Raw genomic sequence first — 20,853 nt, forward strand, 5'->3', positions numbered from 1 at the left:
TTAACCTTGTTATCACTGTATTTATTTGTTGCTATAAATGGTTAGTAATTTAACACGGTTGGTATAATTAGACTGAAATAGAAACGCTGTCACTTACAGCGTTTTTTAGATGTGAACAGTCAATAGATTAAGGCGCAAAGTTTAAATAACGGGCTTTAGCGAGTTCTTTCATACGAGCGAATACATTTACATTAATTTGATGGTAAACATCAAGTATATCTATTAACACCCAGTTTTCACGAATAAGGTTGTTCTCTATGCGCCAAAAATCAAGGCTACGCATTGTTATTTTTTGATTGGCCGGTGCGATACCTAACCATCCATCATGGCTAATAGTCATATTCATTCCTGGCCACGCAGTAAAACCAACGTAGTTTGAGTCGCCAAATAAATAGCCTTTACTTGCGTCACCAATTCGATTGGGGAGAGCATTTAAAAATGGGATTTGATGCCAATTTCTAAAGCCTTTAATACCGCGAGCAGTGCCTATTGTGCTTGGTCCATACCAGCTACAGTGAGGATGCCAAAACTGTTCAAGTTTCATTGCAGGTATACCGCCTTGAGCATAAAAGCCGAGGTGATGACACATATTGCCAACGACATTCAAGCTTCGCGTTGCTTGCGCTAGATTGTAAGGGGTGTTGATAAGTCCATCTTGCGTTGCAGGTCCTGGCACATGCCACTCTTTACCTAAACTTGGCGAAAGCGGCCAAACGTTAGCTTGAATCATAACTTCAGGAATATCCCAAATGACTTGAGTCTCGACTACTTTGTTATTTTTTATACGGTAAAATTCATGAAAACGCATACTGACTTGATGGCCTGTAGGAGGGATACCTAACCACGATTTTTCAAATGATCCGGTATAGTATCCGCAGCAACCAACCCAATCAGATTCGTTCAAAGAGCTACCTGCCATAACGATAGTGTCGCGACGTTCTAGTCCTATAAATGCATCGGCAAGTGGTGTATACACTTGCTCAATTAGTGCGTTTGGGTTTGCTAAGGTTTCGAACGGGTGGCAAAGTTGTATTAAAGCATCTTCTGCAAATAGATTGGTGACTTTTGTTTTTAGAGTATTTATATCAAAGTTATAAAGCGAGTCTGTAAATTCTTTAATTAGTTCTTTATTTTTATTATGAGTGCTCATGATTTTGTTATGCCTATTGTCTCTTCAAATTGACTACGTAATTGCTTAGCACCACTCAATAAGAAGCTGTGATCAGAGCCTAATAAATAAAAGCTTACACCAAGTGATTGCCAATGATTTAGCTCACTTAGGTTACCAACAAACATACCGCAACATTTATTATGCCTTGCTGCGGCATTTGCTATTTTAGTCACTGCGTCAATAACTGCAGAGGCGCTTGGGTTGGTTTCTCCCAGTGAAATAGTTAAGTCCATTCTGCCAATAAAAATACAATCAATTTCACTTATTTGACAAATAGCATTGATATTATCAAGAGCATCGGCATCTTCTATTTGCGCGATAATGCAGGTGGATGACTTGTTAGCTGCTAAGTTATCAGTTAACGCATGCGTGGTGTAACCTGCAAAGCGACTTGAGCCTGCGTAGCCCCTGCCGTTATTACCATAAAAGCAGTTTTTAATAATAGCGTTAGCTTGTTCAGGTGATTTAATATGAGGTAAAACTAGGCCATCAGCACCTATATCTAAGCAACTAAGTAAAGTAGCGTGATCGGTGTTGTTAACGCGAATAAGAGTTGGCATATTTTTAGTGCGAGCTGCCATAATACAACTATCTAAATCCCCCCTATCAAATGGTGCATGTTCTGCATCTAAGCACAATAAATCAAGATCAGAATGAGCAAGGACCTCAGTATTATGATAGTGAGTGCTTTTTATAAATGTGCCTAAAAGAAGTTGTTTATTATTTAATTTTTGTTTTAAGTTCATTGCGCTGCTCCTAACCAATCTAATAGTAAAGTATTTAGCGTGTTGCTCCTTTCAAGAGGTACAAAATGCCCACACTGACCCAATAAAATTAGGTCGCTATTCGGGCAGGCGCTATGCATCATTTTTTGTACGTCGCTAGCGCACAGTGGATCTTGTTCACCACCAATAAAAAGTAACTTTTTATCAGTTTTTTCAATCACTTTTAATGTATCTTCCCGAGTGGCAAGTGCGTGCAGTTGCGCGCTAAAAGCGTTGAGCCCTAATTCATTTGCCATGTTTAAAACTAATTGGCTATCTGTATGCTTTGACTGATAGAAATAGTGAGGTAAAAAATCTTTATTTAGTACATCAGTCAAACTGGTTTGTTGTGCTTGATGTATTTGTTTAAGTCTAATTGCGAGACGTTCTGGTTTATCAGCCAAGCAGTTACTTGATATTAAACATAGTGAATCAATTAGCTCAGGATTTGATTTTAACAGTGCAAGCGCAATAATTCCGCCCATTGAAAAACCAATTATAGGTGCAGGTTTTTCGATCAGTTCTTTGGTAAATTCAACCATTTCTGCAATCGTTTCTTGTTCAGAAATAGGAATAATATGAGGTGTATATCCAGCTGTTTGAAGTGCATTTACTTGCATTTCAAACATACGATGATTACACAGTGTACCGGGTAAGATATAAACAGGATTTTTGGCCACAAAAATGCCTTAATTTAACGTTGTTTAATAGAGTTCCCCGTAATTAATGAGCCTGTAAAAACGCGTGCTTCAGCTGCTGCTTGTGGGTTTTCAATACGTTCCATTAAAATATCAACAGCGGCTTTAGTTAGCTGTTTCATGGGTTGTTGTATTGTGGTTATTTGATAGTTATACCACGCAGCTGCGCTGATACCATCAAACCCAACCACCGACACATCATCAGGGACGCTGAGGTTTAAGTTTTGTTTTATCTCATCAATTACACCAATCGCCATTACATCATTACTACAGATTATGGCATCGGGTAGGGGGTTTGTTTTTAACCATTGCGCCAGTGAGTTTCGAGCTGATTCATAGCCGTAATCGCCGTAAATGACCGGTGTATCTTGCACCTTTAGTGCTTGTAAATAACTCTCGGCAATTTCACGACGTTCGTTAGCTACATCAGAGTCATCTGGACCGGCAATAATTAGGTACGATTTATGGTTAGAGTTATGTAATAAATCAATTAACTGTTTAATGCCTTTCTCGTGATTACAACATACAGTGTTTGCACTCGATTCAGGCACATTACGGTTATACAGCACGATAGGCGTACTATGCTTAGCAAATAAATCCAAGCTTTTACTGTCAAAATGAGCGGCTAGAGCAATAACGCCATCTACTTGGAATGTCCAAATATTTTCAAGCAGTTCGTCGAGCTCGTCAGCATGATCAAGTGTAAAGAGCAGCACTCTTTTGTTATTCAGTGCTAATTCTTTATTAAGCTCAGAGAGTACCTCAGGGTAATTTAGATTTGCTCGCGATGAAAGAATGACCGCAACCATACCTGATTGTTTGGTGATCAACATACGAGCAATGGCATTGGGGCGGTAGCCCATTTCATTAGCCGTAGCGATTACTTTTTCACGGGTTTTTTTAGACACACTAAATCCTGGCCTAAAAACACGTGATACCGCTGATTGTGATACACCCGCTTCGCGGGCGACATCATATGAGGTTACTCTTTTTTGCTGTGACAATGATTTATTTCCTATATCGTCTTAAACGAATGTCTGCTTGTTCTTTGTGGCCGGCGAACCCTTCTGCAGCGCATAAACGTGAACAATACTCTCCAACAACAACCGAAGCTTCTTCTGTTACTTGTTGGAAAGTGCATGTTTTTATGAATTTTCCTACCCATAGGCCACCAGTATAACGCGCAGCCTTTCCTGTGGGTAGTGTATGATTAGTGCCAATGCATTTATCACCATATGATACATTGGTTTGTGGACCTAAAAATAATGCGCCAAAATTTTGCATGTTTTCTTTAAAGTAGTCGGTATTCTTTGTCATTATTTGTACATGCTCAAATGCAAGATTGTTTGCTACCTGGATCATTTCTTCGTAAGTATCACATACAATTACTTCACCGTGATCTTGCCATGCTTTACCTGCAATATCTGCAGTAGGTAAAATAGTAAGCTGCTTTTTCACTTCTGCCATTGTATCTATGGCGAGCTGCTCAGAGTTTGTAAGTAATATAGCTGGAGAGGTTGGGCCATGCTCTGCTTGGCCCAGCAAATCCGCTGCACATAGTTCGCCATCAACACTGTCATCAGCAATAATGAGAGTTTCGGTTGGACCTGCAAATAAATCAATACCAACTCGGCCAAATAACTGACGTTTAGCCTCGGCCACAAAAGCATTACCAGGGCCTACAATCATATCTACTGGGGCAATAGTTTGTGTACCAATAGCCATCGCAGCAATTGCTTGTACACCGCCAAGGCAATAGATTTCATCAGCCCCAGCCATATCCATCGCTACTACAATTTCTGGTGATGGTTTGCCATTAAAAGGTGGCGCCATCGCGATAACACGTTTAACTCCTGCTACTTTAGCTGTCAAAACGCTCATGTGTGCTGAGGCTAGTAGCGGGTATTTTCCGCCAGGTACGTAGCAGCCAACGCTATCCATGGGAATGTGTTTATGACCAAGTGTTACACCTGGGAGGGTTTCTACTTCAACATCCTTCATCGAATCACGCTGAATTTGAGCAAAATTACGTACTTGGCTCTGTGCCCATTTTATATCTTCAATTAATTGATGATCGAGTTGCGCATAACATGCTTTGATTTCGTCACTAGAAAGCCTGAAAGACTTCGGAGTCCAGTTGTCAAACTGTATAGAATACTCACGAATTGCATTATCACCCTCAGACTCAACACGAGAAAGTATATTTTCTACTATACCTCTTACTGATTGATTTTGTTTTTCTTTTGACTCTTTTTCTTGACCTTTTTTTAAATGCTTTATCATTTTTTAATCCTTATATAGTTATTTTTTGTATGTGGTTGATGAGAATTTCTGGTTAAATAATATCTTGCATCTGGGGTTACTCTAATTAATAATGACTTCGAATGCAATATAGATTTTAGGTGAAATAAATGGGATTTGATAAAACGCTATTACTTGGTAAAACTATTTTAATAACAGGAGCGGGGAAAGGTATTGGTAAAACATGTGTGAAAAAGTGCGTTGATGCTGGTGCGCATGTCATTGCTGTTGCACGCACAAAATACGATTTAGAGGTATTAAAGCAATATGCGCCATCACAAATAGAGATTTGGCCTTTTGATATTAATAGCGATATATTTTTTGAGCATTTACGAGGGCTTACTAAATTAGATGGTCTGTTAAATAATGCTGGTATTAATCGTGTTGCCCCAATGATTGAGCAAACAGACGACAACATCGATGATGTAATTTCAATGAATATCCGCAGTGTTTACCGTATTAGCCAAGCTGCACTACCTGCATTAATAAACAGTGGCGCTGGTGCGTTGGTGAATATGTCCTCTCAAATGGGTTTTGTCGGTTCACCTAACCGCACTTTGTACTGTATGAGCAAACATGCAGTTGAAGGTCTAAGCAAAGCACTCGCTGTCGAACTAGCCCCACAAAACGTACGTGTCAATACTGTGGCCCCCACATTTGTTGAAACATCCATGACAAAGCCAATGCTTGAAAACCCTGAATTCAAAAAATTTGTGTACGACATGATCCCAATGAAAAAAATAGCTCAAACAACTGATGTGGCTAATGCATGTGTATTTTTGCTAAGTGAATTATCGGCGATGATCACAGGAACAAGTATAAAAATTGATGGCGGCTGGACCGCACAGTAATTAATTAGGAGAGAATGATGAGTTTATTTTCAGAACGTTTAGTTAGATACGATGATTTAATTCCATGCAAAAATGCGTTTATTGATACGCGTTCGCCAGGTAGCGATCAAAAAGAAAACTTTACGATAATTGGACCAGGTGTTGCTGAAAATCCGAATCAGCATGTTCATATTTCTATTGCACACGGTTTTAACATAGGTGGTGCTCGCCAGCCTGCAGGGTGTTTAAATTCACAACATAGTCACCTAACTGAAGAGATTTTTGTTGTACACAGTGGTACGTGGGTCTTTTATACAGGTGTTGATGGTAATGACGCAAAAGTAACTTTAAATGAAGGTGACATTATTTCGATCCCAATGGATATTTTTAGAGGGTTTGAAAACGTTGGTGATGGCATCGGTTATTTATATGCAGTGTTGGGCAGTGATGATCCTGGTAGAGTGCTTTGGGCACCACAAGTTTTTGATATGGCAAAAGAGTTTGGTCTTATTTTATTAGAAAATGGCAGTTTGGTAGACACAACCTTAAATGAAAAAATCCCAGATAGTGTTCAACCAATGGCTAAAACAACTCCAGAACAAATTGCACAGCATAGAGTTATAACTGATGATGACCTTGCAAAAACAGTCATAAGAACATCTGAATTTAACTGGTGTAAAAACTCTTATTTGAGCCAATTTGAGGGGGTATTTGAAGCGCCTTTAGTGGGGAAACTTAATGCTGAATCCCTAATTAAAGCACAGCTCAATTGGAGTCATGGTTTTAATATTTCAGCATTAAAATTAATGCCTAATTCAAGTATTCCTTTGCATCAACGATTTGAAGAAGAGGTCATATTTGTTCAGCAAGGAAGTCTAAAAGTTGATCTAGTAAGTGAACAAATTATCCTAAACAAAGGGGATACTTTTTCAGTGCCCATCAATCAACTTAGAAAGTATAGCCATGAAAGTGGTGATGAATGCATCGTATATATAACCAGGCGAAATGATATTCCCAAAGACCCTAGCTTTAAATAATTGAGGAATATGACCACGGTTTTCAAAATTAGACACTGAAGTGGGTTCTAATTGCTATTCCTAATGCAGGGTCACCAAGGGTAGGGAGTGCTTTTTCTTTTTAGAGTTTTAATATTGAGAATTGGTACGACTGAGTGGATTCGAACCACCGACCCTTGGACCGGATGATCAAGAGTAGGGAGTGCTTTTTCTTTTTAGAGTTTTAATATTTAGAATTGGTACGACTGAGTGGATTCGAACCACCGACCCTTGGACCGGGTGATCAAGAGTAGGGAGTGCTTTTTCTTTTTAGAGTTTTAACATTTAGAATTGGTACGACTGAGTGGATTCGAACTGCTGACCCTTGGACCGGGTGCTCAATAGTAGGGAGTGCTTTTTCTTTTTAGAGTTTTAATATTTAGAATTGGTACGACCGAGTGGATTCGAACTACCGACCCTTGGACCGGGTGATCAAGAGTAGGGAGTGCTTTTTCTTTTTAGAGTTTTAATATTTAGAATTGGTACGACTGAGTGGATTCGAACCACCGACCCCTACCATGTCAAGGTAGTGCTCTAACCAACTGAGCTACAGTCGTACAATTTTTTGAATTCTTAAATAAATTTATTCTTTAAGTAAAGAATAAATTTGGTACGACCGAGTGGATTCGAACCACCGACCCCTACCATGTCAAGGTAGTGCTCTAACCAACTGAGCTACGGTCGTATCATAAATTTAAGTTGTGTTAATTGCTTAACAACGGTCGCTAATATATAGCGTGTGCTTTAGTGAATCAAGCGGGAAACGTATTTTTTAGTTCGTTTGCCGTTTTTTTACTCATATTGGGCTGATTTCACACGTTTTATAAAAATTTTGCCACCAAAATACATGGCTTTTAGCTGAATCCTTAAATGCTATGAGTAAATTACTAGGCTGGCTTGGGCTTAACAGGGCTGCTATTTGCGGTTGCATGCTTGTAGAGTTTAGCCAAAGGGCTTGGTATAGCGGCATTAAACGCTCTAACGCTCCTGATAGTTGTGCTTGGTAAGGTTGTAATTGCGCTAAGTAATATTTTTTGAATATGTTACTCACGATCTGCGCTTGGCGTTTATTCTTCAGTGGATTACATAGCATGGTTAGATCAACGTTTGCCAAATAGTCACTGGTACTATTATTTAACTGTGTTTGCTGACGTACGGCGCTTATCAGGGCTTGATTAAAGTTATATTGGTGCAATTGTGACAAAAGTGGGTAGAGCGCTTGGGTATCTATCTGTGCATATTGCTGTTGCTTAATTTGCTGTTTCAACGTTGCTAACTGATTTAGTGCAGCTTCAGTCTCGGTAAGGCCAGCTAGGTTAGTATCTAATGTATAACTGGTGAGTTGCCATGTCCGTTTTAATTCTGGATCGTTATAAAGCAATTGATTGAACTGCACTACTAACTGCTGCTTTTTATTATTTAACTCTCCTTTGATTGCAAGATAACTTTTTGAGCTAGGTTCTAGCTTCTCTAAACAAGCGGGTGCGAGTTGAATAAATTGAATTTGATAGATTAATTGACTGGCAGGCGTTGCAAGTTTACCCAATTGACTATTACGTTCAGCAATGAGGGTATTTAGTTTGCAATGAGAAAGCTGTGCCAGTTGTAATAGACTTAATTGCTGGGTTGTTAGCGCTTCTTGCTCATAATGAATAGGCGTTAACACTATATTGTTGAGTTCGGGAGCCTGACTTAGCGGTTGTTCTAATGTATTGGCTAGGCGTTGTTGGTATTGTAGATAAACATCGCTGGGCTTATCTGTGCAGGCACTGAGTAATAAGCAGCTTAACAATGTAAATAAGTAACCAAACTGCCAAGTTTGGTTACTGTGCTGATTATCTGTTTTAAGCGTTTTTAAGTGGCTCATGTTTGAATCTATTTGCAACGGTTAGCATTAATAAAATGGCGGCAACACTTAAGCCTACAATAATACCAATCCAAAAACCATGTGGGCCCATAGCTGGCACAATGAAATCTGTGCGTGCTAAAACGTAACCTAGAGCAAAGCCAACTAACCAATACGAAATAAATGTAATGTATGAGATAGGGGTGGTGTGTTTTAGGCCTCGTAATATGCCATTGGCGGCTACTTGTAGCGCATCGGGTAGCTGGTATATACACGCTAAAACCATGATTGAGGTGGCTAATGCAATTACATGGGCATCATCTGTGTATAAGTGGCTAATGATATCGCGGCCAAAAAATGTAAGAGTAGCAAGGAGTATGGCAATCATCACGGCTAAAATGTAGCTTGTGGAGATTGCTTTTTTGAGCTGTTCATAATGATGTTGCCCATATAAATTACCAATGCGAATACTGATAGCGATAGATAAACTCAAGGGCATCATGAATAAGAGTGTTGTTACACTTGCTGCAATTTGATGCCCCGCCACGGCGACAGCGCCTAAATGAGCTATAAATAATGGAATACAGGCAAATAAAGTAACTTCAAAAAAAGTAGCCAGTGATATCGGAATTCCCACCTTTGTAATCGTCCACATGGTAGTGAGTTGTGGTTTTTTAAAGTTAGCAAGCAGTGTTTTAGCATCTACTTTTTTACTTAGTTGGCAGTAAATTACTTGTGCAATGGCCATGGCCGTAAACACGAGAGCCGTGGCTATCCCGCAACCAGCACCGCCTAAAGCGGGCATGCCAAACTTTCCATGAATAAAAATATAATTGGCAGGTATGTTGATCGCAAGGCCAATAAGGCTGATATAAAAAGCGGGCTTAGTCATGCCCATTCCTTCGGTAATATTACGATAGACACTAAAGAATAAAAACCCGAATACTCCCCACTTAACAAAGTGAATATAGTCATTTGCCATGGTAGCAATAGCTGCACTTGTATCAAGTTTGAAGATAATAATATCGGCAAAATAAGCAATGGAGATACCCACTATGCTTAATACACCCGCAAGGTATAAACCTTGCTGAAAATAATGGCTAATACCGTTTTTATCATTGGCGCCACTAAATTGGGCAACAATACCTGTTAGAGCTAAAAGTATTCCCTGGAGCGCGAGCATGGCCGGATTCCAAATGCCGGTTGCAATTGATAATGCAGCAAGATCAGTTGGACTAACTTGTCCTGCCATGATGGTGTCAACCACTGACATTAAAACGAGCGTTACTTGTGCTAAAAATACTGGGATCGCAAGAGATATAAGGCGTTTAGCTTCCCAATTACAAAAAGTCATATTGCATGCAAAATAAGGTAATGTGGTCTACTAGTGTAATCGATCCGTAATGAATAAAAAATTATAAACGATGAGTCTACTTTCAATAAAGTAAAAAAATATTGGTTCAGGTACACTTAACACTGAAAATTACAATGGTCAGATTTGAAAAGGTGAATAGATTTATGTTTACAGGCATAGTGCAAACTCAAGCATTGGTAGTATCAAATAACCATGAACATGGTGTGTTACGATTAGTATTATCTGTACCGGTACAGTTTATTGATAAACTGGAACTGGGGGCGAGTATTGCAATTAATGGCTGTTGTTTAACCGCCGTTAAATTTTATTCATTAGATAATAGCAGTCTTGCCCATGTTTATTTTGATGTGATTGACGAGACGCTGAACCTGACCAATTTAGGTAAGCTAAAAATTGGTAGTACAGTTAATTACGAACGCTCAATGACATTCGGTACTGAGTTAGGCGGTCACATAGTCTCTGGGCATATACATTGCACAGCTAATATAAGTAACATTATTCACTCGCAAGATAATTGTAAAATGTATCTAACTTTACCAAAAAAGTGGCAAAAATACGTACTTTACAAAGGGTTTGTTGCAATTAATGGTGCTAGCTTAACGGTGGGGGAAACCGATGAAGATGGGTTTTGGTTGCACCTTATCCCTGAAACGCTTTCAATCACAAACCTTGGCAATGCAAAAAGCGGTGACGTGATAAACATTGAGGTTGACCAACAAACGTTTACGATCATTAATACCGTTGAAAACTATTTAGCTAATCAGCATTAAAAAATCTGTTCGTCATCACTGTCAATATGTAGCTCTATTTTGTTAATTGCGTAATCAATATGCATATTAAAATGAATAGGGTTACAGCAGGCGGTGCAGTCTTCAAAGTAATCTTGATCGCCATCACTTGCGTCAAGTGTTATGTGAATATGGTGGCCACAATGTGGGCAGCTGATCCGTTGTGATAGATGATTTTTCATAAATTCCTCAACCTAGCAATGCTTACATAAGTTACCAGAGCCAAGTTGATTAAAGTTGCATGTTAATATTTGGCCTATGGTGGTTTGGGTATAAAGCCTTTCATTACTTGGTATGTTTAATTAAAGAGTAACTTAAATATAGACTGTATTACTGGTTTATGACATCAACGAAAGCATATAATTGCATTTATTTCATTAATTGTTCTATTTGTTGTTTTGCTTCAGTGAGATAGTGGCCCGCAAATACATTCGCATGGTTTAATATAGGGTAAAGTTGATAAATTTTCTTGCGTTGCTCATAGCCAGAAGCCAATGGGTAATGTTTGTTATAGGCGATGTAAAAAGCTTCAGGAAGGGGCGCGAACAGTTCACTCATCGCAATATCTACTTCTCGGTCACCATAATAGCAGCTAGCGTTAAATACACTGGGAATACTATGGATAAACCCTAGGTTTCCTCGCCAAAAGTCACCGTGCAATAGTGACGGACTTACGATGTGGCTGTGAAGTATACTTTTGATTAATCCTACAAAATAATTGTGGTCAACAAGCTCTATACCTTTTTCATGTAAAAGCTGTAGTTGCCAGCCAATACGTTCTTCAGCAAAAAATACATCCCACTTTTTATGCCAGCGATTAGGCTGAGCAGTTGCACCAATAAAATTGTCATGATCAAAACCAAACATGGCTTGCTGATGTTTTAAATGTAAATGAGCTAAGTGTTGTCCCATAATATGCCAGTTAGTGTGAGGCTGTTGATCAAGCGTCAGCCATTCTAAGGCAATAAAGGAGTATTCAATATTTGATCCAGTTGTAATACAGTCTGGTACCATGAACATACTTTCTTTGGTCAGCAAGTTTAAATTGTAAGCGTCATTCTCAAAGCGTTCTAAATTATTTCGATGGGCTACTTTAACAAGAAATGAGTGTGTGCCATCGCTTATTTTAAATAGCATGTCGCTGCTAGTGCTTTGAAGTTGACGCTTGTTGGTGTGCTTAAAGTCAAAATGCATGGCTTGGCTGATTTGTTCGTTAACCGTATTCCACATGAGATTGCTCACCTTTTGTACATATGTTTAAACTATGGCAAAAAGTAGTTAAATAAACAATCTCTTGAGAGTAAAATTCGTATTTAATAAATATACGTATATTGTTAAGTACTACTAAGAGGAAAAAATGATGAACAAAAGCCTTATCACTAATGTGATTGCGAGTGTTTTAGTGGTTATTGGTTATTTTTATGATCAAGCAATTGTGTTGTCTATAGGCTTGTTTGCTTTATCGGGGGCTGTAACTAATTTACTCGCTGTGCATATGTTGTTTGAAAAAGTCCCTTTTTTATATGGCTCAGGCGTTATTCAATTAAAATTTGCGGGCTTTAAGGTTGCGATAAAAAATCTTATTTTGACCGAGTTTTTTTCAGAGCAAAAGATAACACAATTGTTGGGTAATAAAAATATCAATGTTGATCTTCAACCTGTCATCAACGAGGTTGATTTAAACCCTGCGTTTGACAGCTTACTAGAAGTAATTGAGCAATCTCAGTTTGGCAGTATGTTAGCAATGTTTGGTGGCAGTGCTGCGGTAGAGCCTATGCGCGAAGCATTTATTGATAAAATGCGCGGTTCATTATTAAGTATGAGCGAAACTGATGATTTTAAAGCGTTGGTAAATAAAAAATTGACGCAATCAGGTATAGCGAGTGACTCGCTATATTCAACGGTCTCTGGCTTGGTCGATGATCGCTTAGATGAACTAACGCCAAAAATGGTTAAAGATATTATTCAAACCATGATCCGTGAACATTTAGGTTGGTTGGTCGTGTGGGGGGGAGTATTTGGTGGAATGTTTGGTTTAATTGCCGCTCTACTTTAATGTAATTTAAACGTATTAAACATATGCAAATTTTTAAGCAGGCCAACAACTCGCCTGCTTAAATAAAGTAACGCATACTATTTTGAACCTGCAACAACCATAATTGTTTGTTGATCTAGTTTAGCTAAATCTTGTATTGATGTATTTGTTTCAGCTTTTAAATTTAAGAGTTTTGCTGTTCTATTAAAGCCATAAGTACCTGCAAAATTTTCCATGCTCATGTTGTTACAGCTTAGTTTATCAGTGGCTACTTTTTTACTTACGCGTAACTCTCTCATCGCCATTGAGAGCTTTATTGGTTTATTTGACGCTACTGCCATACAAATTTGTGTACCAGGGCTGTTATCCGCTGCAACAAATTGCGCAGCCTCAGTGTTAGTTGATGTAAGTGCTGCTGTGCCTAAAAGTAATGTAGTACATAATGTGGTTGTTAAAGTATTCATCATCATTCTCCAGTGTTTTTGATATAAGTTATCTTGTTGACGAGTTCATTATTGGCTAAATTTTTTAATAATGCTGTAAATGAAAATCGACAAAATGTAACACGGTATGTGGATGTGTGTATTAATATCTAAGCGCATGAAAATAAGATGTTTAATATGTGTTTTTTGACATATTTAACTAGAATTATTTTTTAACTTTTTTATTGATTTTGGTTGGTTTTCAATCTGTTTTCATTGGTTTTACACACCATTTACTTTAGAGTAAATGCACTTTATCGTGCTGTAATACTGACATATTTTAAAACCCTGTTATGATCGCCATGATTATAAAGATATCGGTCTATTAGGAGACACTGTGAGTAAAACATTGGCGAGTTATTACCAGCAAGCATATGCTTGTGAGCAGCATAATTTTAATCGTTGCTTTTATTGTGGCTGTGAAGCGACAGAGCGCGATCATTGCCCGCCATTGCATATGCTTCAAAGTATTATCGACTTAGGCGAAGAAGCTGACTTTATAAGTATTGCAGCGTGTTATGAATGTCATGCAATATTACATAATGAACGCTTAATGACGATTGATGAGCGTTTTACTAAGCTAAAAAGTAAACTCGGCACTAAATACGCAAAGCCGTTGCGAGTGTATAACATGTGGCATGAAAATGAACTTGGCGATATGAGTGATGAATTTGCGCACAGTATTAAAGCCGGTATGAAGCTCGGTGCAGAAGCCGCAGAGCGTCTTGCGTTTGGCGGCTTCAGTTATGCCACAGAGGAAGCTAAAGTAACGGTACGTGAAAAAACCGCAGAGTTTGATGTTGAAGGACTCGTTTTTTCCGATTTCAAAGAAGCTTTAAATTACTGCATTAGCAACTTAAAAGTACAAAAAAGTGATTTTTATAAAATTTTGGTCGAAGATTACCAAGGTGACTTTAATAAAGCGCTGAGTCAGTACCGTCATCGTCACGATAAAGTCACAGCAGCAAAAGATGGTAATTGCTTAATTAAAGATTTTTCTAAATTACATAAACAAAATTCAGACTTTGTCACGCGAACCGTAAAGCACTTTATAACTAAAGATCCAAGCTTAACGACAGAAGGTGCATTGGAGAAACTGTATATCAACTATATTAAGAAATAATATTATTTAAACATTTAGTTGCTTACATTCATCTTATATAAATGAGGCTCTAGCTTATTTTTTGGCTTTATTGCGTGTATTTATATAAAGTAATAAAAAAACAACAGAGACAAACATGATGCAAAAATTTGCTCCTTCATTGTTGGTTGTTGCTCTTGGTGTGGCGTTAGCCGGTTGCCAAGACAGCGGACCACAAGATGAAAAAGTTACAATTAATAAAAATCCTTATCCAAGTACATATCAAGCACTTAAATCAACAAGCACCTTAATTACTAATGCGACCGTATTAACTGGTACGGGTGAGCGTTTAGAAGAAGCTGATGTACTACTTATTGATGGGAAAGTACAACAAGTTGGTAAAGATTTAACAGTACAAGTTGATAATACAATTGATGCACAAGGCAAATGGGTTACACCAGGTCTTATTGATGTACATTCGCATTTAGGTGCGTACCCAAATCCATCGGTTGAATCACACCAAGATGGTAATGAAATGACCAGCCCAAATACAGCTGAGGTCTGGGTCGAACATTCTGTTTGGCCACAAGATCCAGGCTTTAATCGTGCGCGTGAAGGTGGTATTACGTCATTACAAATCCTGCCTGGTTCTGCCAACTTATTTGGCGGGCGTGGCGTTACTTTAAAAAATGTGCCAGCGCATACTATGCAAAGCATGAAGTTCCCAGATGCACCTTATGGTTTAAAAATGGCGTGTGGTGAAAACCCTAAACGCGTATATGGTCGCAAAGGCATTTTACCATCAACACGTATGGGAAATATGGCAGGCTACCGTACAGCCTGGATTGACGCTGCTGAATATAAGCGTGAGTGGGATAAATATGACAGTGATTACGCTGCGGGTAAAAACCCTGAAGTACCGCATCGTGATATTAAATTTGATACGTTACGTGGCGTGCTAGAAGGCGAAGTAATGATCCATAATCATTGTTACAAAGCCGAAGAAATGGCAATGATGATTGATCTTTCTAAAGAGTTTGGTTACCACGCAGGCACATTCCACCATGGTATTGAAGCATATAAAATTGCAGATATGTTAGCTGATAATGGTTCGTGTGCAGCACTTTGGCCTGATTGGTGGGGCTTTAAAATGGAAGCTTACGACATGGTTCAAGAAAACGTTGCTATCGTTGATGCAGTGAAAAATTCATGCGCAGTAGTTCACTCAGATTCAGACACGACAATTCAGCGTTTAAACCAAGAAGCTGGCAAGGTGATGTTCCGCGCTAATGACAATGGTTTTAATATATCTGAAGAGCATGCGATTAAGTGGATCACTTTAAATGCCGCTAAATCATTAGGTATAGCTGATAAAACAGGCTCACTAGAAGCGGGTAAGCAAGGTGATGTGGTAATTTGGAATCAGAATCCTTTTAGTGTATATGCAAAAGCTGAGCAAGTATTTGTAGATGGTGCAAAAGTGTATGATCGCCATGACGATGCTTACCAAGCACAAAGCGATTTTATGTTAGGTCAAAAATAAGGAGTAACTAGAATGACAAAAATAACACATTCATTTGCGCTCTCGCTAGTTGCTGCTGGTTTATTAGCAAGTACTGGCGTTAACGCCGAGTCAGTGGCTATCATCAACGCAACGGTGCATACCTCAACAGATCAAGGTATTTTACAAGGCGCGAGTATTATAATGGATGAGGGCAAAATTATTGCCATCAATCCAACAAAAGTTGAAGCAGATACCATCATTGATGCGAAAGGCCAAATTGTAACGGCCGGCTTTATCGGTAGCATGAACCAGCTAGGTTTAGTTGAAGTGGGCGCTGTGGCAGGCTCGCGTGATGCTGGTGATGATAAAGCAGGGATCGACTTTGACCCAAGCTTGGCTTTTAATCCACGCAGTAGCTTGATCCCTTACGCACGTAAAGGCGGTATAACACGTGATGTGATCACACCGCATGGTGGCGATAGCATCTTTGCAGGTTTAGCAAGCGTAGTTGATTTAAGTGGTGAATTTGATAGCGTTAAGCAAACACATGCAGCACTTGTGGTTAATCTAGGTGAGCAGCGTAAAGGCTCTCGTGCAATGTCGCTTAAAAACTTAATCGATAAGTTTGAAGCACATCAGCAAAAAACCAGCAAAAAAGATAAAAAAGACGACGCTAAACCAAGTACAGAAGATAAAGTGCTTACTAAAGTGTTAGCAGGTGAAATGCCATTACTTGTAAGTGCATCACGTGCGTCTGACATTCTTGAGCTGCTCAAAGTAAAACAGCAATTTAAACTTAACTTGGTGATCTCTGGCGCACAAGATGCTGTGGTAGTTAAAGCACAATTAGCTGAAGCAAACGTACCTGTTATTATCAGTGCAATGGATAACTTACCTGGCAGCTTTGATTCACTCCATGCGAATCTAAATAACGCAGGCGAGCTTGAAAAAGCGGGTGTTAAAGTTATTTTTGCTATCGCAGGTGATGGCAGCCACAATGTTTATCAGCTTCGTTTTGATGCAGGCAACGCAGTTTCTTACGGGATGAGCCAACAAGGCGCATTACATGCCATCACAGCGAATGTTGCTGATGTGTTTGGTATCAATGCTGGCCGTGTTGCAGTTGGTAAAGCCGCTGATTTAGTAATGTGGAATAACGACCCATTTGAACTAAGCAGCCACGTTACAAAAATGTTTATCAATGGCGAAGAGGTAACAACCGAGTCTCGCCAAGATAAGTTACGTGATCGCTACATGGCAGAGTCTGAGATGCCGCGCGCTTATACAAAATAATCTGTTTGTTCGTTTTATATAGAAAGGTCGCATTTGCGGCCTTTTTATTTTAACCGGAAGCTTATTGGTTGCTTGTAATGCAAACTTATATTTGTAATAAGCACAAAAAAGGCGCTCACTTTACAGTGAACGCCTTTTTAATTTTAACCGATACTTATATTAATTTAGCTAATATATCGTTAAATGTAGTGCTCGGGCGCATTGCTTCGAATGCTGCAGCATCATTTGGTTGGAAATAACCACCGATGTTTACTGCCGGACCTTGTGCGTCATTAAGTTCATTAATGATTTGCTCTTTATTGCTTTCTAAATCGCTGGCGATTTGAGTAAACTGTGCTTTAAGTTCACTGTCGTCGTCTTGCTTAGCAAGCTCTTGCGCCCAGAATAAAGATAAGAAGAAATGAGAGCCACGGTTATCAATTTCTTTCACTTTACGCGAAGGCGATTTATTTTCAGCAAGGAAAGTTCCTGTTGCTTTATCAAGCGTATCAGCAAGTACTTGTGCTTTGTTGTTACCCGTTGTAGTGCTTAGGTGCTCAAGTGATGCGGCAAGTGCTAAAAATTCACCTAAAGAATCCCAACGTAAGTGGTTTTCTTTTTCGAACTGTTGTACGTGCTTAGGTGCAGAACCACCCGCGCCAGTTTCAAATAAACCGCCGCCATTCATAAGAGGCACGATTGACAGCATTTTAGCGCTTGTACCAAGCTCTAGAATTGGGAATAAATCAGTAAGGTAATCGCGTAGCACGTTACCCGTTACTGAAATAGTGTCTAGGCCGTCTTTAATACGTGCAAGAGAGAATAACGTAGCTTCAAGTGGCGCTAAAATTTGGATATCAAGGCCAGAAGTATCATGGTTTGGTAAATATGCATTTACTTTTTTGATGATTTGCGCATCGTGTGCACGGTTTTCATCAAGCCAGAAAATTGCAGGGTTACCCGTAGCACGTGCGCGGTTAACCGCTAACTTAACCCAATCTTGGATTGGTGCATCTTTAACCTGACACATGCGCCAGATATCGCCTTGCTCAACACTGTGCTCAAGTAAAGTTGTGCCATTTGTATCTACAACACGAATGACACCGTTTGCAGGTGCTTCAAACGTTTTGTCGTGTGAACCATACTCTTCCGCTTTTTGGGCCATTAGGCCTACGTTTGGTACGCTACCCATAGTGGTAGGATCAAATGCGCCATGCTCTTTACAAAAATCAATCGTTGCTTGATATACACTTGAATAACAACGATCAGGAATTACAAAGCTAGTATCTTGTAATTTACCTTCGTTATTCCACATTTGGCCGCTTGAACGGATAGCTGCAGGCATAGATGCATCGATGATCACATCACTTGGTACGTGAAGGTTAGTGATGCCACGATCAGAATCAACCATTGCAATTGCAGGGCGAGTTGCATAAACAGCGTCAATATCAGCTTCGATTTCAGTGCGTTTTGCATCATCTAAGGTTTGAATTTTAGCGTAAACATCACCCAGGCCATTGTTTACATCAACACCTAGCTCAGCAAATAAAGCACCGTGCTTTGCAAAAACATCTTTATAGAATACTTTTACTGCGTGGCCAAAGATGATTGGATCAGACACTTTCATCATGGTTGCTTTCATATGTAATGAAAACAAGATGCCTTTTTCTTTCGCTACTTCAATTTCTGCAGCTAAGAATGCTTGTAATTTAGCAACACTAATTGAAGATGCGTCAATTACTTCGCCAGCTAGTAGCGGTGTGCTTGCCTTAAGTACAGATACATCACCATTTGCAGCAACATGTTCAATACGTACATCTGTTGCAGCATCAACAGTTACTGATTGCTCAGAACCAAAAAAGTCGCCTTCACTCATACTAGCTACATAAGAAGCTGAATCTTTGCTCCATGCGCCCATTGAATGAGGATTATTACGTGCATATTCTTTTACAGAACCAGGCGCACGACGGTCAGAGTTACCTTCACGTAATACAGGGTTTACTGCGCTACCTTTGATTTTGTCGTATGTAGCTTGAATTGCTTTTTCTTCGTCTGTTTTAGGCTCAGCAGGGTAATCTGGAAGTGCATAACCTTTTTCTTGTAGTTCTTTGATAACAGAACGTAATTGTGGAACAGAAGCACTGATATTAGGCAGTTTGATGATGTTAGCTTCAGGTGTTTTAGCAAGCTCACCTAATTCAGCAAGTGCATCGCCAATGCGTTGTTCTTGCGTTAAATACTCAGGGAAGTTAGCAATAACACGACCAGCTAAAGAGATGTCACGTGTTTCAACTTCAACGCCAGCGGCATTAGTATAAGCTTGGATGATCGGCAGCAGCGAGTAAGTTGCTAGCGCCGGAGCTTCGTCTGTTTTAGTGTAGATAATTTTTGATGTCATCATCATTCCTAGATAGTAGGCATAAAAGCCATATTCAACAATGCAAAGAATACCATCGCTATCATGCAAGCACGATTGAGCAATAGTCAGTCTGTTAGGTGTTAATACTGTAAGTCCTTTGCACTATGCAATGGACGTGATAAATAACCACACCTGACGAACTGTATTAAATTTACTGTAATTTTGTAGCCAATTAAATGATCCATTAGCATAGGTATTGCCACTTAAAGAGCTATGTAAGGCCGTTTTTAAGCACAAAGAGTGTAACAAGCTTGGCACAAAAGGGCTAATAACAAATAGGACATGGGGTTATTAAAAAAGAATTTCAAGAGGAAGGGCAGTTTTTGTTCATTAAGAACGTTTAATTTCTACTATATCGGGTTATTTTTACATTAAAACATGTTTGATGAAGAAAATTGTAGGGAGGATTAAGCGAGGATCTTTACAGAACGCTCGCTTTAGTCGAATATTTATACAGCTACACTAACTCTTCGTTAGGAGCGATATTAGTTGCATGCATGCCTTTTGGGCCTTGCTGCAATTCGAATGTTACATCTTGACCAGCTTTAAGCGTTTTATAACCGTCCATTACAATCGTTGAGTAATGGGCGAATATGTCATTCTCGCAGCCGTCTTCCACGATGAAACCAAAACCTTTGGCGTTGTTGAACCATTTGACTTTACCACAAGCCATACTTCTACATCCTTCTATAAGTTGACTAATTTAGTTATTCTAAACCGTATAGTTTGATAGACTGACTAAGGTTTAATCAATCTACAATTGACTGTAGTTTATTTCGCCGATCAGTCAAGTGTTTTAAACTATTTTTTAACATTTAATTTATTTTTAATTCAAGTTTGCTTGAGTTCCAAAGACAAGACTATATTTAATTATGAGTGGCATGAAAGATTCGGATGTTTTAGATACTGTTCGCGATAGTGAAAAGCAAAAATTGCAACCACCGCGAAAGTATAAAGTCATTTTAAATAATGATGATTACACGCCAATGGACTTTGTAATAGAAGTACTTACGACGTTTTTTAATATGGATAGCGATAGAGCAACAGATGTGATGCTTCAGGTTCATCAGAATGGTCGCGCTATTTGCGGTGTTTATACAGCCGATGTAGCGTATTCCAAAGTTGACCAAGTTAATCGTTACGCACGTGATAACGAGCATCCACTGCTATGTAGTTGTGAGCAGGAATAATACCAAGGTAGGGTGATCAGAATACCCATCACAACGGTATAT

General features: G+C 39.1%; 20 protein-coding genes and 2 tRNA genes. 8 read left to right on the forward strand and 14 right to left on the reverse strand.

What is annotated here, in order from left to right; all coding sequences use genetic code 11:
* Window positions 1–127: 127 nt before the first annotated feature.
* Genes HH219_RS00565 through hisD form a run of 5 tightly spaced genes read right to left on the reverse strand, consistent with a single transcriptional unit; the run spans window position 128 to window position 4,916 of the window.
* Window positions 128–1,150, reverse strand: coding sequence for an ester cyclase (locus HH219_RS00565; protein ID WP_169326331.1), 1,023 nt, complete (start codon window positions 1,148–1,150; stop codon window positions 128–130).
* Window positions 1,147–1,917 (reverse strand): aldolase/citrate lyase family protein, encoded by a 771-nt coding sequence (locus HH219_RS00570; RefSeq protein ID WP_169326332.1) that lies wholly within the window; start codon window positions 1,915–1,917, stop codon window positions 1,147–1,149. Before HH219_RS00570 ends, HH219_RS00565 begins: the two co-directional genes overlap by 4 nt.
* The gene (locus HH219_RS00575) at window positions 1,914–2,615 is read right to left on the reverse strand and encodes an alpha/beta hydrolase (protein WP_169326333.1); all 702 of its coding nucleotides are present in this window, start codon (window positions 2,613–2,615) and stop codon (window positions 1,914–1,916) included. Before HH219_RS00575 ends, HH219_RS00570 begins: the two co-directional genes overlap by 4 nt.
* Window positions 2,616–2,629: 14 nt before the next feature.
* Window positions 2,630–3,637 carry a LacI family DNA-binding transcriptional regulator gene (locus HH219_RS00580; protein WP_169326334.1) on the reverse strand — a complete coding sequence of 336 codons (1,008 nt, stop codon included), beginning with the start codon at window positions 3,635–3,637 and terminating at the stop codon, window positions 2,630–2,632.
* 4 nt (window positions 3,638–3,641) lie between these two features.
* Window positions 3,642–4,916, reverse strand: a complete 1,275-nt coding sequence (hisD, locus tag HH219_RS00585) for a histidinol dehydrogenase (protein WP_169326335.1) — start codon at window positions 4,914–4,916, stop codon at window positions 3,642–3,644.
* Window positions 4,917–5,044: 128 nt separating this feature from the next.
* Here hisD and HH219_RS00590 point away from each other — a divergent pair, with 128 nt between their 5' ends.
* Window positions 5,045–5,785, forward strand: coding sequence for an SDR family oxidoreductase (locus tag HH219_RS00590; protein WP_169326336.1), 741 nt, complete (start codon window positions 5,045–5,047; stop codon window positions 5,783–5,785).
* 17 nt (window positions 5,786–5,802) lie between these two features.
* Window positions 5,803–6,801, forward strand: coding sequence for a cupin domain-containing protein (locus HH219_RS00595; protein WP_169326433.1), 999 nt, complete (start codon window positions 5,803–5,805; stop codon window positions 6,799–6,801).
* A gap of 498 nt (window positions 6,802–7,299) precedes the next feature.
* Here HH219_RS00595 and HH219_RS00600 read toward each other — a convergent pair.
* From HH219_RS00600 to HH219_RS00615, 4 genes are all read right to left on the reverse strand, one after another.
* A tRNA-Val gene (locus HH219_RS00600) sits at window positions 7,300–7,376 on the reverse strand.
* 51 nt (window positions 7,377–7,427) lie between these two features.
* Window positions 7,428–7,504 (reverse strand) — tRNA-Val (locus tag HH219_RS00605).
* A gap of 111 nt (window positions 7,505–7,615) precedes the next feature.
* On the reverse strand, window positions 7,616–8,686 hold the full coding sequence (locus HH219_RS00610) for a DUF3080 family protein (RefSeq protein ID WP_169326337.1): 1,071 nt from the start codon (window positions 8,684–8,686) through the stop codon (window positions 7,616–7,618).
* Window positions 8,664–10,019, reverse strand: a complete 1,356-nt coding sequence (locus tag HH219_RS00615; protein ID WP_169326338.1) for an MATE family efflux transporter — start codon at window positions 10,017–10,019, stop codon at window positions 8,664–8,666. The genes HH219_RS00610 and HH219_RS00615 overlap by 23 nt, the downstream gene beginning before the upstream one ends.
* Before the next feature lie 164 nt (window positions 10,020–10,183).
* On the opposite strand from HH219_RS00615, the gene HH219_RS00620 reads away from it, so the two are divergent.
* Window positions 10,184–10,810, forward strand: coding sequence for a riboflavin synthase subunit alpha (locus HH219_RS00620; protein WP_169326339.1), 627 nt, complete (start codon window positions 10,184–10,186; stop codon window positions 10,808–10,810).
* Here HH219_RS00620 and HH219_RS00625 read toward each other — a convergent pair.
* The gene (locus HH219_RS00625; protein WP_054203596.1) at window positions 10,807–11,010 is read right to left on the reverse strand and encodes a CPXCG motif-containing cysteine-rich protein; all 204 of its coding nucleotides are present in this window, start codon (window positions 11,008–11,010) and stop codon (window positions 10,807–10,809) included. The genes HH219_RS00620 and HH219_RS00625 overlap by 4 nt on opposite strands.
* A gap of 187 nt (window positions 11,011–11,197) precedes the next feature.
* Window positions 11,198–12,058, reverse strand: coding sequence for a fructosamine kinase family protein (locus HH219_RS00630; protein ID WP_169326340.1), 861 nt, complete (start codon window positions 12,056–12,058; stop codon window positions 11,198–11,200).
* A gap of 130 nt (window positions 12,059–12,188) precedes the next feature.
* Here HH219_RS00630 and HH219_RS00635 point away from each other — a divergent pair, with 130 nt between their 5' ends.
* Window positions 12,189–12,884: a DUF445 domain-containing protein gene (locus HH219_RS00635; protein ID WP_169326434.1), complete on the forward strand. Its 696-nt coding sequence runs from the start codon at window positions 12,189–12,191 to the stop codon at window positions 12,882–12,884.
* Window positions 12,885–12,961: 77 nt separating this feature from the next.
* Here the strand turns inward: HH219_RS00635 and HH219_RS00640 are convergent, their stop codons facing one another.
* Window positions 12,962–13,333: a DUF3718 domain-containing protein gene (locus tag HH219_RS00640; protein ID WP_244507091.1), complete on the reverse strand. Its 372-nt coding sequence runs from the start codon at window positions 13,331–13,333 to the stop codon at window positions 12,962–12,964.
* 349 nt (window positions 13,334–13,682) lie between these two features.
* On the opposite strand from HH219_RS00640, the gene HH219_RS00645 reads away from it, so the two are divergent.
* The 3 genes from HH219_RS00645 (at window position 13,683) to HH219_RS00655 (ending at window position 17,223) form a co-directional block, all read left to right on the forward strand.
* The gene (locus tag HH219_RS00645) at window positions 13,683–14,468 is read left to right on the forward strand and encodes a hypothetical protein (RefSeq protein WP_169326341.1); all 786 of its coding nucleotides are present in this window, start codon (window positions 13,683–13,685) and stop codon (window positions 14,466–14,468) included.
* 118 nt (window positions 14,469–14,586) lie between these two features.
* Window positions 14,587–15,969, forward strand: coding sequence for an amidohydrolase (locus HH219_RS00650; RefSeq protein WP_169326435.1), 1,383 nt, complete (start codon window positions 14,587–14,589; stop codon window positions 15,967–15,969).
* 12 nt (window positions 15,970–15,981) lie between these two features.
* Window positions 15,982–17,223, forward strand: coding sequence for an amidohydrolase family protein (locus tag HH219_RS00655; protein WP_169326342.1), 1,242 nt, complete (start codon window positions 15,982–15,984; stop codon window positions 17,221–17,223).
* A gap of 154 nt (window positions 17,224–17,377) precedes the next feature.
* On the opposite strand, the gene HH219_RS00660 is transcribed toward HH219_RS00655, so the two are convergent.
* The gene (locus tag HH219_RS00660) at window positions 17,378–19,600 is read right to left on the reverse strand and encodes an NADP-dependent isocitrate dehydrogenase (protein WP_054204686.1); all 2,223 of its coding nucleotides are present in this window, start codon (window positions 19,598–19,600) and stop codon (window positions 17,378–17,380) included.
* A gap of 478 nt (window positions 19,601–20,078) precedes the next feature.
* Window positions 20,079–20,294 carry a cold shock domain-containing protein CspD gene (gene cspD, locus HH219_RS00665; protein ID WP_054204685.1) on the reverse strand — a complete coding sequence of 72 codons (216 nt, stop codon included), beginning with the start codon at window positions 20,292–20,294 and terminating at the stop codon, window positions 20,079–20,081.
* Between the two features lie 208 nt (window positions 20,295–20,502).
* Here cspD and clpS point away from each other — a divergent pair, with 208 nt between their 5' ends.
* Window positions 20,503–20,811: an ATP-dependent Clp protease adapter ClpS gene (clpS, locus tag HH219_RS00670; protein WP_170173927.1), complete on the forward strand. Its 309-nt coding sequence runs from the start codon at window positions 20,503–20,505 to the stop codon at window positions 20,809–20,811.
* Window positions 20,812–20,853 lie beyond the last annotated feature (42 nt).

This window comes from Pseudoalteromonas sp. NEC-BIFX-2020_015 (genome assembly GCF_012952265.1).
Taxonomy (GTDB): domain Bacteria; phylum Pseudomonadota; class Gammaproteobacteria; order Enterobacterales; family Alteromonadaceae; genus Pseudoalteromonas; species Pseudoalteromonas neustonica.